The sequence below is a fragment of the Bradyrhizobium sp. LB14.3 genome (genome assembly GCF_040547985.1).
Taxonomy (GTDB): Bacteria; Pseudomonadota; Alphaproteobacteria; order Rhizobiales; family Xanthobacteraceae; genus Bradyrhizobium.
The window spans coordinates 129,973-144,553 of the sequence record NZ_JBEPQT010000008.1; the positions used below are offsets into that span (position 1 = coordinate 129,973).

At 63.9% G+C, this 14,581-nt stretch carries 15 protein-coding genes; 9 read left to right on the forward strand and 6 right to left on the reverse strand.

The features are described 5' to 3' along the window. Position 1: 1 nt before the first annotated feature. Both ABIB00_RS17730 and ABIB00_RS17735 read right to left on the reverse strand, forming a co-directional pair. Positions 2-349: a hypothetical protein gene (locus ABIB00_RS17730; RefSeq protein WP_247340437.1), complete on the reverse strand. Its 348-nt coding sequence runs from the start codon at positions 347-349 to the stop codon at positions 2-4. Positions 350-513: 164 nt separating this feature from the next. Beyond that, the gene (locus tag ABIB00_RS17735) at positions 514-1,320 is read right to left on the reverse strand and encodes a hypothetical protein (protein ID WP_247340435.1); all 807 of its coding nucleotides are present in this window, start codon (positions 1,318-1,320) and stop codon (positions 514-516) included. Between the two features lie 229 nt (positions 1,321-1,549). Between ABIB00_RS17735 and ABIB00_RS17740 the strand changes: the two genes are divergently transcribed. Then, on the forward strand, positions 1,550-1,843 hold the full coding sequence (locus ABIB00_RS17740) for an antibiotic biosynthesis monooxygenase (protein WP_027543691.1): 294 nt from the start codon (positions 1,550-1,552) through the stop codon (positions 1,841-1,843). A gap of 139 nt (positions 1,844-1,982) precedes the next feature. Here the strand turns inward: ABIB00_RS17740 and ABIB00_RS17745 are convergent, their stop codons facing one another. Further along, positions 1,983-3,428: a helix-turn-helix domain-containing protein gene (locus ABIB00_RS17745; RefSeq protein WP_354105242.1), complete on the reverse strand. Its 1,446-nt coding sequence runs from the start codon at positions 3,426-3,428 to the stop codon at positions 1,983-1,985. 226 nt (positions 3,429-3,654) lie between these two features. Here ABIB00_RS17745 and ABIB00_RS17750 point away from each other — a divergent pair, with 226 nt between their 5' ends. From ABIB00_RS17750 to ABIB00_RS17760, 3 genes are all read left to right on the forward strand, one after another. Further along, entirely contained in the window at positions 3,655-5,286 is a 1,632-nt protein-coding gene (locus tag ABIB00_RS17750; protein WP_354105243.1) for an isocitrate lyase, read from the forward strand. Between the two features lie 30 nt (positions 5,287-5,316). Beyond that, positions 5,317-5,523 carry a DUF4170 domain-containing protein gene (locus ABIB00_RS17755; protein ID WP_007595122.1) on the forward strand — a complete coding sequence of 69 codons (207 nt, stop codon included), beginning with the start codon at positions 5,317-5,319 and terminating at the stop codon, positions 5,521-5,523. A 185-nt stretch (positions 5,524-5,708) separates the two neighbouring features. Then, complete coding sequence (locus tag ABIB00_RS17760; protein WP_247440755.1) at positions 5,709-6,263, forward strand: hypothetical protein; 555 nt, start codon at positions 5,709-5,711, stop codon at positions 6,261-6,263. A 31-nt stretch (positions 6,264-6,294) separates the two neighbouring features. Here ABIB00_RS17760 and ABIB00_RS17765 read toward each other — a convergent pair whose 3' ends face one another. After that, complete coding sequence (locus tag ABIB00_RS17765; protein ID WP_354105244.1) at positions 6,295-7,176, reverse strand: metallophosphoesterase family protein; 882 nt, start codon at positions 7,174-7,176, stop codon at positions 6,295-6,297. 91 nt (positions 7,177-7,267) lie between these two features. Between ABIB00_RS17765 and ABIB00_RS17770 the strand changes: the two genes are divergently transcribed. The 5 genes from ABIB00_RS17770 to ABIB00_RS17790 all read left to right on the forward strand — a co-directional run bounded on the left by ABIB00_RS17770 (position 7,268) and on the right by ABIB00_RS17790 (position 11,334). Further along, positions 7,268-7,759, forward strand: coding sequence for an NUDIX domain-containing protein (locus ABIB00_RS17770; protein WP_354105245.1), 492 nt, complete (start codon positions 7,268-7,270; stop codon positions 7,757-7,759). Between the two features lie 59 nt (positions 7,760-7,818). Then, complete coding sequence (locus ABIB00_RS17775; RefSeq protein ID WP_354105246.1) at positions 7,819-8,766, forward strand: glycosyltransferase family 2 protein; 948 nt, start codon at positions 7,819-7,821, stop codon at positions 8,764-8,766. A gap of 122 nt (positions 8,767-8,888) precedes the next feature. Beyond that, positions 8,889-9,404, forward strand: coding sequence for a GNAT family N-acetyltransferase (locus ABIB00_RS17780; protein WP_354105247.1), 516 nt, complete (start codon positions 8,889-8,891; stop codon positions 9,402-9,404). A 37-nt stretch (positions 9,405-9,441) separates the two neighbouring features. Next, on the forward strand, positions 9,442-10,143 hold the full coding sequence (locus ABIB00_RS17785; protein ID WP_354105248.1) for a methyltransferase domain-containing protein: 702 nt from the start codon (positions 9,442-9,444) through the stop codon (positions 10,141-10,143). 33 nt (positions 10,144-10,176) lie between these two features. Next, positions 10,177-11,334 carry a hypothetical protein gene (locus tag ABIB00_RS17790; protein ID WP_354105249.1) on the forward strand — a complete coding sequence of 386 codons (1,158 nt, stop codon included), beginning with the start codon at positions 10,177-10,179 and terminating at the stop codon, positions 11,332-11,334. Between the two features lie 180 nt (positions 11,335-11,514). On the opposite strand, the gene ABIB00_RS17795 is transcribed toward ABIB00_RS17790, so the two are convergent. Both ABIB00_RS17795 and ABIB00_RS17800 read right to left on the reverse strand, forming a co-directional pair. Continuing rightward, the gene (locus tag ABIB00_RS17795) at positions 11,515-13,881 is read right to left on the reverse strand and encodes a TonB-dependent receptor (protein WP_354105250.1); all 2,367 of its coding nucleotides are present in this window, start codon (positions 13,879-13,881) and stop codon (positions 11,515-11,517) included. A gap of 148 nt (positions 13,882-14,029) precedes the next feature. Further along, on the reverse strand, positions 14,030-14,434 hold the full coding sequence (locus tag ABIB00_RS17800; protein ID WP_354105251.1) for a DUF2946 domain-containing protein: 405 nt from the start codon (positions 14,432-14,434) through the stop codon (positions 14,030-14,032). Positions 14,435-14,581: the final 147 nt, after the last annotated feature.

A 14,581-nucleotide genomic window follows, 5' to 3' on the forward strand; every position in this document is an offset into this window, starting at 1 on the left:
CTTACTTCGACTTCCTGGCTTTGGCCTTCTTGGCCTTCTTCACAGGCTTTTCCTTGGCGGCTTTCTTCTCCACCTTTACTGCGACCGGCGTGCTGGCGGCAATCCGCATCGACCGTGCGTAGCTGTCGGCGACATTGTCGGCGGACATCTGCAGGCGCTTGGCGGCGGTGGTGGCCTGCTCCATGGTGGCCTTCGCCATTATCTTGAAGCGATCGCCGGTCTCCTTGCTCTTGGCCTTGGCCGCAAGGCCATTGAAGCGATCCCGCCGCTCCTTGGCGCGGGTCATCAGGCCCGTATGCAGCTGTCTGGCCAGTTGCCGGATCACGACATCCAGGTCGGCGTCCGCCATGTTGTTCTATCCTCTTCGAAAACAGTATCGATGCGGGCGGGACTATGCAGATCGGGCCCCGCCTTGGCAATTCCCCGCCGGGAGTCATCCGCAGCTTCCGGTTTACAAAACAAAAAAGCCGCGCATTTCGCGCGGCTCTTTGGCTTGGTTTGGCGCTTTCTGCGTTACTTCAGCGAGGCGACCGGGCCGCTCGACGCTGCCGGATCTGGGTCGAAGCCGAACACGCCGACCAGATATTTGTAATAGTCCGGCATCTTCTCCTTGAGCGTCTCGCGCGACTTCGGGTCGTGGAATTCGCTCTTCCCGGCCAGGAAGATGCTGGCGGTCACCGCAAAGAATTCCATGTGATTCTTCATCGCATAGGCTTCCTTGGGCAGGAGGTCCTTGGACTTGGCAAAGGCGTAATAGCCGATCACGCCCTTGTTGGCGTAGCCGTCCGGCAACAGCCGCGCGTGATAGGCGTGCAGGAGTTCGTGCAGCAGCACGGCCTCCTTCTCGTAACGCATCATGTCGGGCCGCAGCATGATTACGCCGAGGCCCGAATCGACAGCGAGGTCGACGGCATTGGGATTGGTCCAGCGCTGCGTGGCATGGTCCCAAACAGTGAGCGTTCGCGGCACGCGGCGCTCGACGTTCGGGGCGACCCGGCCGTAACAGGCAGTCGCGGCGCCGTCGTCGAGGCAGGCGAGCTCGCTCGCAATGATCGGGACGGTGCGGAAGAAGCGCAGGACGCGCGGCGAGAGGCCAGCACCCTCGACCACGTCGATCTGGCTCTTCAGATTCTCGGTGAGCTTGTCGACATCCTTGCGGTCGGAATTCTCCGAGATGTCGAACATGTAGCCGCGGTAGCTCTGGAAACCCGGCGGCAACGCTTGCGCCGCGCCGGCGGACGCATCGAGCGGTCCGGCATTGGATGGATTGGCCATGAGCGCGCCGACAATGGTCGCGGTCAGCAGCAGCGCAATGCGCATGATAAACCCCCTGATGTCACTTTACGCGGCAGACTAAGCCATCGTTGTTTGCGAAAAGTGAGTGGGGCGAGACTAAGGCACCGATGTTGAGGCGTGCTTAACCGTTGGTTGCAGATCGCGGAAGTGGATTAGTGCCGGGTTAACCAACCGTGGATCGCCCGCACGGTTCGGCGTAGCATGCGGTGCGGGCACCAGGTCCGTAGATCAAGACAGCCGGTAGGAGGATGCCATGTATGCCGCCATCCGTCAGGCCAAGGCGAAAAGTGGGAGCGCCGAAGAGCTGGCGCGCCGCATCAAGGACGGCGCCGTTCCGATCATCAGCGACGTCGACGGTTTCCGCGCCTATTACGTCGTCTATGCCGGCGACGACACCGTGACCGCGATCTCGATCTTCGACAAGTTCGAGCAGGCGGAGGAGGCGAACCGGCGCGCGATCGCCTGGATCGAGAAGGATCTCGGCCCGCTGCTTGCAGGCGACGCCCGCGCCGCCGCGGGGCCGGTGATCGTGCATACGCTGGCATAGGACTTGGGTGCAGCCGCGCATTCAACTGTCATCGCCCGGCTTGACCGGGCGATCCAGTACTCCGAGACAGCAGCGATTGAACCGATAGGCCGCGGCGTACTGGATGCCCCGCCTTCGCGGGGCATGACAGCGGTGTGCCTCACAGCTCCCTCGCATTCGAGAACGCGAAACTCGACACCCGCCGCGTCGTCTCGTCCAGGATCAGCGTGCGCGTGATCGGCGGCTCCGCGCGCTGAGCGCAGTTTTCGCGCTCGCAGAGGCGGCAGTTGACGCCGATCGGCGTGCCCTCTGTTTTCTCCAGATCGATGCCGGCGGCGTAGACGAGGCGCGCGGCGTGACGGATCTCGCAGCCGAGGCCGATGGCGAAGCGCGGCTGCGGCAGCGGGTGCGGCGCGACGGGGCGGCGCACCATCTGCGCGATCGAGAAATAACGCGTACCGTCGGACAGCTCGATCACCTGCTTGAGCAGGCGATCCGGGGTGTCGAAGGTCGAGTGCACGTTCCACAGCGGACAGGTGCCGCCGAATTTCGAGAACGGGAATGTGCCGGACGAGAAGCGCTTCGAGACGTTGCCGGCATTGTCGACACGCAGCAGGAAGAAGGGAATGCCGCGGGCGTTCGGCCGCTGCAGGGTGGTGAGCCGGTGGCAGACCTGCTCGAAGCCGGAATTGAAGCGCTGCGCCAGCAGATGGATGTCGTAATTCAGCGCTTCCGCCGCGGCGAGGAACGCGGGGTAGGGCATCATCACGGCGGCCGCAAAATAGTTGCCGAGCGTGATGCGGAACAGGCGCCGCGGTGTGTCGTCGAGCGGGCCGGCGCGGCCGATGATGGTCTCCAGTTGCTGCGCGCATTCGCCCAAGCCGAGCTGGAAGGCGAGCTGGAACGCGCGGCCGGGCGCGTCGACCAGCTCGGAGATCAGGAGCTGGCGGCGGTGGCGGTCGAAGCGCCGCAGCGTCTCGCGCATCACGTCCACCGGCATGATGCGGGTCTGGATCGAATGCTTTTCGCGCAGTCGTGCCGCGAGCGCCGCATAAAGCTCTTCGGCCGGCACGTTCAGTTCGTCGCGCAGAGTCTCCGCGGCTTGCTCGAGTTCCGGAAAATAGTTGCGGTTGGCCTCGATAAGCTCGCGGACGCGTTCGACCGGATTGGCCTCATAGCGCGTGCCGACGTCACGGTCGGCCATTTGCGCTGCCGCCAGGGTCTCGCCCTGGCGCGCCTCGGTATAGGCGGCGTAGAGCCGCTGCAGCGCATGGGTGACGCCGGGGCAGAGTTCGGCGAGATCGCGCAGTTCCTGCTTGGGAACGTCGATCTGGCGGAACAGCGGGTCGGAGAAGATCTCGTTGAGCTCGGCGAAAAAGCGATCCTCGTCGGCGGTGGCGAGGTCGCGCAGGTCGAGGTCATAGGTCTCGGCCAGCCGCAGCAGGATCTGCGCGGTCACTGGACGCTGGTTGCGCTCGATCAGATTGACATAGCTCGGCGAGATCCCGAGCCCCTCGGCCATCTGGGTCTGCGACAGCCCCAACTGCTGCCGGATCCGCCGGAAGCGCGGGCCGACGAAGAGCTTCTTGCTGGAACCGGCGGGCATTTTCAGGTCTCCAGAGGCATCAAGACAGTTTGATTGACCTATATCATTACAAAATTTACAAAATAACATCTATTACATGTCCCGATGTTACATGACATCACCATTCAAATACAAGGCCTCTGTACGATACGGGCTTTCTCGCGTTTAGCTTCTGACCCGCATCTCGCAATGCATTGTCAAGAATGTCGATGGCGACATCGTCTTCGTCAGCGAAAGGATCAGGCACATGAACTACCAGCCCCGCGGCATCAGCACCCTCCAGGGCCCGGCCTCGTATCAGAGCGAGATCGAGGCGGCCCAGTCGCTCCTCGAGACCCAGCCGACCTGGAACGGTGTGTCGGCCGAGGCCGTCGCCCGCATGCGCCTGCAGAATCGCTTCAAGACCGGCCTCGACGTTGCCCGCTACACCGCGGCGCTGATGCGAGCCGACATGGCCGCCTATGACGGCGACCCGACCAAGTACACTCAGTCGCTGGGCTGCTGGCACGGCTTCATCGCCCAGCAGAAGCTGATTTCGGTCAAGAAGCACTTTGGCAAGACCGATCGCACCTATTTGTACCTGTCCGGCTGGATGATCGCGGCGCTGCGCTCCGAGTTCGGTCCGCTGCCCGACCAGTCGATGCACGAGAAGACCTCGGTGCCGGCGCTGATCGAAGAGCTCTACACCTTCCTGCGTCAGGCCGATTCGCGCGAACTGAACGACATCTTCCGCAGCCTGGATGCCGCCCGCAAGGAAGGCGACAAGGCGAAGGAAAAGGCGCTGATCGAGAAGATCGACAACTTCAAGACCCATGTCGTGCCCGTCATCGCCGACATCGACGCCGGCTTCGGCAATGCGGAGGCGACCTATCTGCTCGCCAAGAAGATGATCGAGGCGGGTGCCTGCGCGCTCCAGATCGAGAACCAGGTCTCGGACGAGAAGCAGTGCGGCCATCAGGACGGCAAGGTCACCGTGCCGCACGAGGTGTTCCTGGCGAAGATCCGCGCCTGCCGCCACGCCTTCCTCGAGCTCGGCGTCGAAGACGGTATCGTCGTGACCCGCACCGACTCGCTCGGTGCCGGCCTGACGCAGCAGATCGCCGTCAGCCACAAGCCCGGCGACCTCGGTGACCTCTACAACAGCTTCCTGGATTGCGAGGAAGTAACGGCGGAGAACGCCCGCAACGGCGACGTCATCATCAACCGCAACGGCAAGATGATGCGTCCGAAGCGGCTGCCCTCCAATCTCTATCAGTTCCGCCCGGGTACCGGCGAAGACCGCTGCGTGCTCGACAGCATCACCTCGCTGCAGAACGGTGCGGACCTGCTGTGGATCGAGACCGAGAAGCCGCATATCGAGCAGATCGCCAAGATGGTCGATCGAATCCGCAAGGTCGTTCCGAACGCCAAGCTGGCCTACAACAACTCGCCGTCGTTCAACTGGACGCTCAACTTCCGTTGGCAGGTCTACGACGCGATGAAGGAGGCCGGCAAGGACGTCAGCAAGTACAATCGTGCCGAGCTGATGAAGCAGGAATACGACGATACGCCGCTGGCGAAGGAAGCCGACGAGCGCATCCGCACCTTCCAGGCGGATTCGGCCAAGCGCGCCGGCATCTTCCACCATCTGATCACGTTGCCGACCTACCATACGGCGGCGCTCTCGACCGACAATCTGGCGAAGGAGTATTTCGGCGACCAGGGCATGCTCGGCTATGTCAAGAACGTCCAGCGTGCCGAGATCCGTCAGGGTATCGCCTGCGCCAAGCATCAGAACATGGCCGGCTCCGACATCGGCGACGACCACAAGGAGTACTTCGCCGGCGAGGCTGCCCTGAAGGCGGGCGGTGCCCACAACACGATGAACCAGTTCGGCTAACGCATCACGCTATTCGACAGGAGACTGACAATGACCAACAGCAATTTCTGGGTGATCGGCGGCGAGTTCGGTTCGATGAACTTCCACAAGCTGGTGGAAGGTTCGGCCCAGGTGCAGGGTCCGTTCAAGACCCGCAAGGAGGCCGAGGACGCCTGGCGCTCGGTCTCGGAAGAGAACCGCCACAAGGCCGGAGTTCGCTTCTCGATCGTGGAAGAGCCGTCGCGGGTCTCGGCCTGACAATCTGAACTGATAAGAAGACGTCCAAGGACGGATGGTCCCATCCGGCGCAAGCCGGGTGGGATCGTCTGTTTTTGGCACAGGTGAACGGCCTGTGGGCGCCGTAAGTAACTGGAATTGTGGGGCCTTTGCGGACACATTGGTTGCTGATAGGTTAATGGAAGGAAGTCAGGACGAGGCCGACAATGTCAGAGCCCGAAACCAGCGGGATCCACCCCGGCCAGCCACGCCCGGTGCGGCTGCGCGATGCGCTGTTGCGGGCGCGGATCGAGGCCGCCGACCGGACCGGCGTCGTCGTCGATCTGCGCGATGCCGAAGTGGCAAGGCTCGAGATCCTCAACGACGCGCTCGATCCCCTGTTCGCGCAGGTGCCCGAGCGGATCGACCTGTTCGACCGCGGCATCAGCCAGGGCGATACGCCGAGACTCTGGATCGACGTCGTCGCGCATATCGTGATGGGCCGCGACAAGCGGATGTACCGCTTCGTGCAGGACACCCGCTTCGGCCGCATCGTGCTCGCCGAATCCCACGACACCACTGTCATCGTCGAGGCCGTGACTGACTACGTCGCCCGCCGCATGATCGAGCGCGAGCATGCGATGGTGGTCCCGCCTGAGCCGAAGCCCGAGGTCGCGCCGCCGCCGCGCCGGTCGCGCGTCTGGCCATTCGTGTTCGGATTTGTGCTCGGCGCCGCCGCGCTGTTCGGGGTTGCCGTGCTGGCGGCCCTGCGAAACTTGTGAATTTCTCCTCCGTCGCAATGACGGCGTGGTCTCAAATCAACCTGACATGCTTGATCTGCACGATCTGAAGCCCAGCCCCCAGGCTCCGCACCGCCTGCTCGCAACGCCAGCCGGCATTGTCCTTCTCGATCGTGAACAGATTATAGGCCGCGGCCGGGGTGTGCCCGTGCGCGAGCGCGGAGGCCGACGGCGCGCCGATCGCGGGAATGTTGCCGTTGGGCCCCTCGAACCACATCGTCGAATGAACGTGGTCGTGTCCGTGCAAGATCAGCTCGACGCCGTGGCGTTTCAAAAGCGTCAGCAGCCCGGCGGAGTCAGTCATCCGCTTGTGGTAAGCGCCGGACTTCAACGGATGATGCACCAGCAGCACGCGAAAGACGTCCTCGGCTGCAAGCCGTTCGAGCTCCTCTTCGAGGGCCGCGAGCTGATCGCGTCCGAGCGTGCCCGTCGCCATCAGCGGCAAGGTGGGCACCGCCGTGGACAGGCAGATCAGCGCGAGCGGCCCGCGCCGGCGCACGGAAGGAAAGCCGATGCGGCCGTCGTCGCCCGCAAGATAGGGCGCGAAGGTCTCGCCGAAACGATGCGAGGTGGCGCGGACATAAGCGTCGTGATTGCCGGGAATCGTGGTGACGCGGTCGGGTGGACCGACGCCGTCCAGCCAGGCGCGCGCCGGCGCGAATTCGGCTTCCAGCGCGAGATTGACGAGATCGCCTGTGACCGCGATGTGGTCGGGACCTTGCGCCTTCACGTCGGCGACGAGTGCGTCGAGCACCTCGCGGCGCTGGTATTTGTGACGGTTGCGCGTCCAGTTGATATAGCCGAGCGCGCGCTTTCCGGCGAGCTCGATCAACCGCGGCTTCGGCAACTGCGGCAGATGCGGGTCGGACAGATGGGCGAGCGTGAAGGGGGCCATGGGGCGCGATTGCCTCGCTATTCGTTCGCTGTAATGGCAAGGTCGCAGGCAACGCGCAAGCGAAGCCTGAACGGGGCGCCACGGGAGCCTGATGGGAGATCGTCTCAATAGCGTCCGACGGACATTCGAGCCGCTGCTGCGGCGAATCTTCCACGCCTATTTCCTGCTCGTCCGCGGCATGACGCTCGGCGTTCGCGCCGTGGTGCTGGATGCCGAGAGCAGGGTGTTCCTGGTCAGGCACAGCTACGTCATGGGCTGGTATCTGCCCGGCGGCGGCGTCGATCTCGGCGAGACCATGGAGCAGGCGATGCGGCGCGAGCTCAAGGAAGAGGGGGATATCGATCTCACCGGCGACACCGTGCTGCACGGCATCTTTCTCAACAGCCACGTCTCCCGCCGCGATCATGTCGCGGTCTACGTTGTCAGGCAGTTCAAGCAGGATCGCCTGCCGCAGCCCAACCGCGAGATCGCCGAATGCGGGTTCTTCGCCGTCACGGCGCTGCCCGAGGGGACCACGCCCGGCACGCGGTTGCGGATCGCGGAAGTCCTTCACGACAGGCCGCAGATTGCGACGTGGCGATGATGGCTGCCTGTGCTAGTAAACCGCGCCTGCGGTCTCGGCGCATGGACGAGGGATGAAGATTGTCTGAATCGACGAGGTCATGGCCATTCCGGGTCGCCGTGCTGGTTCCCTGCTACAATGAGGAAGCCGCCGTTGCTACGGTCGTCGCCGATTTCCGCAAGGCACTGCCTGCGGCCGAGGTCTACGTGTACGACAACAACTCGACCGACCGCACCGCAACGATCGCGCGCGAGGCCGGAGCGATCGTGCGCAGCGAACGGCGCCAGGGCAAAGGCCATGTCGTGCGCCGCATGTTCGCGGACATTGAGGCCGACATCTACGTGCTCGTCGATGGCGATGCGACCTACGACGCGCCAAGCGCGTCGCACATGATCGACCAGCTCCTCGATGATCATCTGGATATGGTTGTGGGTCTGCGTGTCGATCAATCGCAAGCGGCCTACCGGCGCGGTCATCGCATCGGCAATCGGCTGTTCACCGGTTTCCTGGCTTCGACCTTCGGCCACGCCTTCACGGACATCCTGTCCGGTTACCGCGTGTTCTCGCGCCGCTTCGTCAAATCCTTTCCCGTCCTGTCCGGCGGTTTCGAGATCGAGACCGAGTTTGCGGTCTATGCGCTGGAATTGTCGCTGCCGGTTGCCGAGGTCGAGACGCCCTATTATGCGCGCCCGGAAGGCTCCTTCTCCAAGCTCAATACCTGGCAGGATGGGTTGCGCATCTTCAACACAATGCTGAAGCTCAACCGGTCGGAGCGGCCGCTGCGCTTCTTTTCGACGATCGGCATCGTCCTCGCGCTGCTGTCGATCGCTTTCGGAGTGCCGGTCGTGATCACCTTCCTCGAGACCGGTTTCGTACCGCGCCTGCCGACCGCCGTGCTCTCCATGGGCCTGATGATCATGGCGCTGCTTTCGGCTTCGTCGGGGCTCGTGCTCGACACCGTGACGCGCGGCCGGCGGGAAATGAAGATGCTCGCCTACCTGTCCCAACCGCCGCTCGGGAGGAACTGAAAACCTCCGGGGGCAGGCGCAATCCCATGGACCGTTGCCCTCCAAGGTGATATCCCGCCGACGCCGCCTGACGCGTTTTCCGACGCGAACCGATGACTCCCGCCTGAAGATGCCGTGACGCGATGAACGATCTCTCCCTCACCATCCGGTCGGAAGCCGCCGGCGATGCTCAGGCGATCGAGCGGCTGCACGAACGCACCTTCGGACCGGGCCGCTTCGTGCTCAGCGCGTACCGCATTCGCGAGCATGTGGATCACGTGCTCGATCTATCCTTCACCGCCCGCGTCGGTACGTTGCTGGTCGGATCCGTACGGCAATTGCCGGTTTGCGTCGGCGACACGCCTGCACTGCTGCTCGGGCCCCTGACGGTCGAGCCTCCGTTCCGCGGCCGCGGCGTCGGCCGGCTGCTGCTCGAGCGCGCGCTGAAGGACGCCAAGGCGCAGAGCCATCGCCTGGTGCTGCTGGTCGGCGACGAGCCCTATTACAGCCGCGTCGGCTTCAAGCCGGTGCCGAAGGGGCGCGTCACCATGCCGGGCCCGGTCGATTACAGCCGGCTCCTCGTCGTCGAACTCGTCGAGGGCGCGTTCGAAGGTGTATCGGGGCCGGTCGGTCCCGACTGGAGCAAGACGCCAACCTGACGCGCCATCGCTTCGAAGCTCACATGAAGGTAGGGCAGTGCCGGTCGATCAGCAATATTACCGGGAGGTGGCGTCCGGGAGCACGGCGGAAAAGCTGCTGATCGCGGCGCGCGACCGCATATTCCGAGATTTCATCGCCCAGATGCAGCCGTCTGCGTCGGACGAGATCCTGGACGTCGGTGTTTCCGACGTGATCAACGACGGCGCAAACGTGCTGGAAAGAAGCTATCCACATCAGCACAAGATCACGGCCTGCGGGCTCGGCGAAGGAGCCGGGTTCAAGGCGGCTTTTCCGCTTTGCCGTTACGTGCAGATCGAACCGAATACACGGCTGCCGTTTGACGACAATGCGTTCGATGTCGCGACGTCCAATGCTGTGCTCGAGCACGCCGGAAGCCATGGAAAACAGGTGCTCCTGGTCAAGGAGCTTTGCCGCGTTGCGAGGCGGGTGTTCATCACGGTGCCCAACAGGTACTTTCCGGTCGAGCACCACACGGCCATCCCGCTGGCGCACTATCTGGACGGCACCTTCAGGATGGCCTGCAGGATCGCCGGCAAGTCGGAATGGACCGACGAGCAGAACCTGATCCTGATGACGCGAAAACGGCTGTTGGGGTTCGCCGCGCTGGTCGCCAAGTCCTCCATCGCCAAGTCCTCCGTCCCTAAGTCCGCGGCCGTGGGGTACACCGGTTTGTCGCTCGGCCCGCTATCGTCCAATCTCTATCTTGCATTCCGCTAAAGGAGCGCCGCCTCCCGCCGCATCATGATCCCGATGAAGAAAATCCATACGAGCAAAGCCGTCTTCGCCGTGTTGTTTCTCGCGGTGCTGGTCGGCCATTTATGGACAATGCTGCGATGGAATGAGGCGCGCGGCGTCTATGACGACATCTGCTACCTGCGGCAGGCGCATCTGTTCCAGAAGTTTGGGCTGGTGGAGGGCTTCGACACCAGCCTCACCCGCGACGATGATGGCTATCTGAAAGCAAAGCTGAAGGCGATCGGCTACCCGAACTGGGCCGATACGACCGCCGCGCCCTGTCACAACTTGATGCCGGCCACGGGGAAGGTCGTCATTCAATACCCGCCGGGTGTCGGCCTCGTGTTGGCGTTGTTTCCGCCAGGGCACCAGGTCGTGCCCATGTACATGCTGGCGACCATCATCGTGCTCGGCTTCGCGCTATTTGCTCTTGCGCTTGCGCGCAGCACGAGATCGGTCCTGATGGCCGGGACGTTCGGCTGTCTTGCGATCTACCTGATGGTCAATCCGGTCAAGGCGAGCTATTCGATGGCCCCGACCGTCGTCGTGTGCGCGCTCGCAGGATGTCTCACGGCGCGATGGCTGGCGAGCCCGCGATCTCAACCGAGGATCTGGCTACTGGCGCCAATCGGTTTCCTGCTCGGATTGACCGTCGATTTCCGATTGGCCAATCTCTTCTTGGCGTCCGGCTATGGCCTGTTTCTCCTCGTCGCGTTCCTTGCGGAGCGGACGATGTCCCGGTTCTTGCAGGGGGCCGTGTTCGGCGTCGCGTTGCTGGCCGGCGTGATACCGACCATCCTCTCTTACGCCGTCAACGCCGGCAGTCCGTTCGCGTCGACCTACGGCAACAACCCCGATGTCAGGCCGCTGGATTTTTCGTTCGCAGTGGTCCGGGACTATCTCGCCGACCCGCTCCAGACCTTGCTGATCGTCTTCGGAATTGCAGGCTCGATCTGGCTGCTGCGGCAGGCGAATGGCACTCGCCGTGTCGCGCAGCTCACGATGGCCAATCTGGCGCTCAATCTCGCCTTCTTCTTCACCTATCCGATCGCGACGCCATACTACACGATCCCCATTTCCCTCCTGACACTGTGGAGCCTGCTGTTTGCCGTCCTGTTCCAGGAAGCGGCAGAGGATGCCCCTGCAGCGGCCGCTTTAGCCAAAGCGCGATGAATTCAGGCTAGCTATCGCGCTTTCGGCGCGGCCACGCCTCATACTCCGTCATTGCGAGCGGCTTGTCCGCCGAAGCTCGAGAGCGAAGGCGGAAGCGAAGCAATCCAGAATCTTACCGCACAGGCAGTCTGGATTGCGTCGTCGAAAGGCTCCTCGCAATGACGGGTTCGAGGCAGCCTTTTAGAACTTGAAGTTGGCGAACGCCCTGACGCCGATGCCGGGCATCAAGACCTCGTCCTTGGTGTAGGACACCGAGTTGCGGATGTTCTCGTTCAATAGATTGTTGCCGACGAGGCCGACCAGCATCTCGCGCGCGCCGAATGCATTCGGGTTGAGCTTGGTCTTGTAGCTGACCTCGGCCTTCAGCAAATTGTAGCCCGGTGTCGGCGTCTCCGCGATCACAGCGACGTTGTTCTGAGCGAAGGCGTGCAACAGATTGACGCGCATCAGCCAGTTGTCGTCGCGCCAGAACACGCCGCCGCCCAGTCTCAGCGGCGGAATCCGCGGCACGTTGGTGCCGTCGGTGAAGGTGGCACGCACGACGTCGAACTGGTTCTCGATGCCCCAGATGCCGCCCTGGAATGCACCGATATCGAGCTGCGACTGGAATTCGCCGCCGCGGAAGTTGGCATTCCGCTGCGAATAGACCGCCAGGTTCAGCTCGGCACCGGGCGTGCCGCAGGAGGCAAAGTCGCCGTCGCACATCACGCCGGTGAGGCGGCGATAGATGAAATTGTCGAAATGCGTGTAAAAGGCGGTCGCCTCGAACCGGAACGGTCCGGTCGCCTTGCGCAAGCCGATTTCGACGGACTTCGCGGTCTCGATCGTGAGGTTCGGATTGCCGATGTCGAAGGTCGCGGTCGCATCATGGCCACCGCGCGAGAACAGTTCGGCCGGCTTCGGCGCGCGCTCGACATATTGTGCGGTGATGCTGCCGACCATGCCGCCCGGCAGGTCCTGCAACAGGCCGATGCTGCCGCTCTTCGGCGTGAACGACGGATTGTGGACGATGCTTGTTTGCGGTGACCCGTCGGGCAGGAAGTCTGCGGGGAAATCGGGCGTGGACCCGTGCAGTTCGACATGTTCGATCCGGCCCGCGATTTGCGCCCTGGTCTGTTCGCTGAACTTGAACTCGTTGAAGACGTAACCCGCGACGCGGTAGTTTCGGTTCGGGTCCCACAACCCGTTGAACAGCGCGCCCGGATCGTCCGGACTTGGCGCCGTCAGCTCCTGGTGGCCCGCCTGGAAGCCGAACGCGGTCGTCACCTCGGCAAAACGGGCGTTGAACGGCATCAGCTGCACCTCGGTGCGGATCTCCTGCTCCTTGTTGGTGAAGGTCTGCCGCACGCCGTCGGTGTTGGGGTCAGCGGGATCGGCAAGGCCGATCTCGTTGTGCCGGTAGTCGGTCGCGCCGGCCCAGAAGCGAACGATTTCGATCGCCGCAGCGTCGGGATGGTACTCGCCCTTGACGTTGATCTTGGTCTGGTGAGCGTCGATCCGGGTGTTGTGGTCGGCGCCGTCGATGCCGGGGATGTGGTAGAGCGCGTCGTTCTGCGTGATCGCCGCACCGATATAGCCGCCCTGGAAGAAGTAGGAGCCGCCGATCGAGCCGCCGTCCGAGCGCGTCGCCGAATTGGGCTGGCGCCCGTTGGCGATGGAGCGCGTCTGGTCGGCGAGGTACGGATAGCTCGGGATGCTGTAATCGGTGGTGTTGCGGCCGTAGACGTCGGCATGGAAGGCGTAATTGCCGCCCCCGGTGTCGAGCAGCACGCCGCTCTCGACCCCGCGATCGACCGAGCTGAACGCGCTGCGCGTTTCGGCGGTGACGCAAGGCGACGTCGCGGCGCTCGCGAGCGGCGCCTTGACCGGCAGACCGAAACTTTGGAACGGCTGGGCGCCGCAGTTCGGCAGCGCATCCGGAATCCGGTTGTTGGTGGCGCTGACGACGCCACCGATCGAGGTCGAGCCATAGCGCAGCGCAGCCGGCCCGCGCACCACCTCGACCTGGTTGGTCGCCAGCGGATCAATCGGGACGAAGTGATCCTCGCCGAGGTCGGAGGCGCCGCCGGCATTGGTGCCGTTCTCGACGATGCCGACGCGGTTGACGTCGAGACCCCGGATGATCGGCCGGCTGGAGGCGCCGGGCGCGAAGCTCGAGCCGGTGATGCCCGGCTTGGAGAACAGGAGATCGCCGAGCTGACCGCCGCCCTCGCGGCGGATCTCCTCGTTCGGCACGACCGTGACGGTGGCGAACTGGTTGGTCACGATCGGCAGCACGCCCTGCTGAGGTGCGGCGGGCGTGGAGGCTGCCGGCGTGGCGTCCGCCGCGCGTTCGTGGCTGCGTGCCCGCGCGGTTCGCGTGGCGCGGCCCGGGCTGCGGGTCGGCACCACCGCCCTGCGCACGATGGGGCTCGGAGCCGTCACGGTGACGGCGGGGATTTCGGTAGATGCCGGCTTGTCCTGAGCCAGCGCCGGGGTGGCGGCGGCGCCGAGCAGGAGCAGGCTTGCTCCGCCAAGGCGCTGCGCGCGCCGCAATTCAAATGACATGGTCCTGATTCCAGTCAGGCGCCGTCCGCATGATTGTGTGTTGATCGGAGGCGGCCTGCCGTCGCTGCGCGACGGAATTCGACTTCAACGTCTCCCGGTCATGCGCCGACATGCGGCGAGCCCGGGCGTGATCAAGTGATGTCTGGAGTCAGGACGCGGGAGGGGCGCGAGGCTGGAACGCCGTGGCGGCCGATTTCAGGTGGACGAATTCGGCATCGGTGGTGCGGTAGAGCAGCTCGATCGCCTGCGGTAGCAGCAGCACAGGCGGCGCCGCGAACATGACGGTGCCCGCCATCGCGACCAATGCGCAGATCGCGCAATTGTCCTCGCCCGGCAGCTCCCGGTCAGAACCCGCCGGCGATTGCCTCTCGACCGCGGTACGAGGGATCGAAGCGACACCGTTGGTGCTGTCGGTTTGCTGGAGCGAGGCCTGGGCGAGGGGAGCGGCCTGGGCGAACCAATGGCTGTGGCCGAACGTCAGCGCGAACTGCACCAGCATCGCGAAGATCGCGAGCCGGGCGCCGTGCCTGATATTCGACCGGAACCACTTCATCTGAAAACGCCACCCCACATCGCGGGGGCATCATCCCCTGATCCCGCGACGTTATAATGTAACATCGCCAGATCGGTCAGCGGATGTCAACCGCAGTCGCACCGATCCGCTCGGGCGGATTGCTGATGTGTCGTTCGCGCCACGGAA

What these genes read in the sequence shown, in the direction of transcription:
- ABIB00_RS17795 (WP_354105250.1), bottom strand. Translation starts at nt 13,881, where the DNA reads ATGTCATTTGAATTGCGGCGCGCGCAGCGCCTTGGCGGAGCAAGCCTG.
- ABIB00_RS17730 (WP_247340437.1), bottom strand. Translation starts at nt 349, where the DNA reads ATGGCGGACGCCGACCTGGATGTCGTGATCCGGCAACTGGCCAGACAG.
- ABIB00_RS17750 (WP_354105243.1), top strand. Translation starts at nt 3,655, where the DNA reads ATGAACTACCAGCCCCGCGGCATCAGCACCCTCCAGGGCCCGGCCTCG.
- ABIB00_RS17760 (WP_247440755.1), top strand. Translation starts at nt 5,709, where the DNA reads ATGTCAGAGCCCGAAACCAGCGGGATCCACCCCGGCCAGCCACGCCCG.
- ABIB00_RS17780 (WP_354105247.1), top strand. Translation starts at nt 8,889, where the DNA reads ATGAACGATCTCTCCCTCACCATCCGGTCGGAAGCCGCCGGCGATGCT.
- ABIB00_RS17740 (WP_027543691.1), top strand. Translation starts at nt 1,550, where the DNA reads ATGTATGCCGCCATCCGTCAGGCCAAGGCGAAAAGTGGGAGCGCCGAA.
- ABIB00_RS17745 (WP_354105242.1), bottom strand. Translation starts at nt 3,428, where the DNA reads ATGCCCGCCGGTTCCAGCAAGAAGCTCTTCGTCGGCCCGCGCTTCCGG.
- ABIB00_RS17790 (WP_354105249.1), top strand. Translation starts at nt 10,177, where the DNA reads ATGAAGAAAATCCATACGAGCAAAGCCGTCTTCGCCGTGTTGTTTCTC.
- ABIB00_RS17755 (WP_007595122.1), top strand. Translation starts at nt 5,317, where the DNA reads ATGACCAACAGCAATTTCTGGGTGATCGGCGGCGAGTTCGGTTCGATG.
- ABIB00_RS17800 (WP_354105251.1), bottom strand. Translation starts at nt 14,434, where the DNA reads ATGAAGTGGTTCCGGTCGAATATCAGGCACGGCGCCCGGCTCGCGATC.
- ABIB00_RS17765 (WP_354105244.1), bottom strand. Translation starts at nt 7,176, where the DNA reads ATGGCCCCCTTCACGCTCGCCCATCTGTCCGACCCGCATCTGCCGCAG.
- ABIB00_RS17770 (WP_354105245.1), top strand. Translation starts at nt 7,268, where the DNA reads ATGGGAGATCGTCTCAATAGCGTCCGACGGACATTCGAGCCGCTGCTG.
- ABIB00_RS17735 (WP_247340435.1), bottom strand. Translation starts at nt 1,320, where the DNA reads ATGCGCATTGCGCTGCTGCTGACCGCGACCATTGTCGGCGCGCTCATG.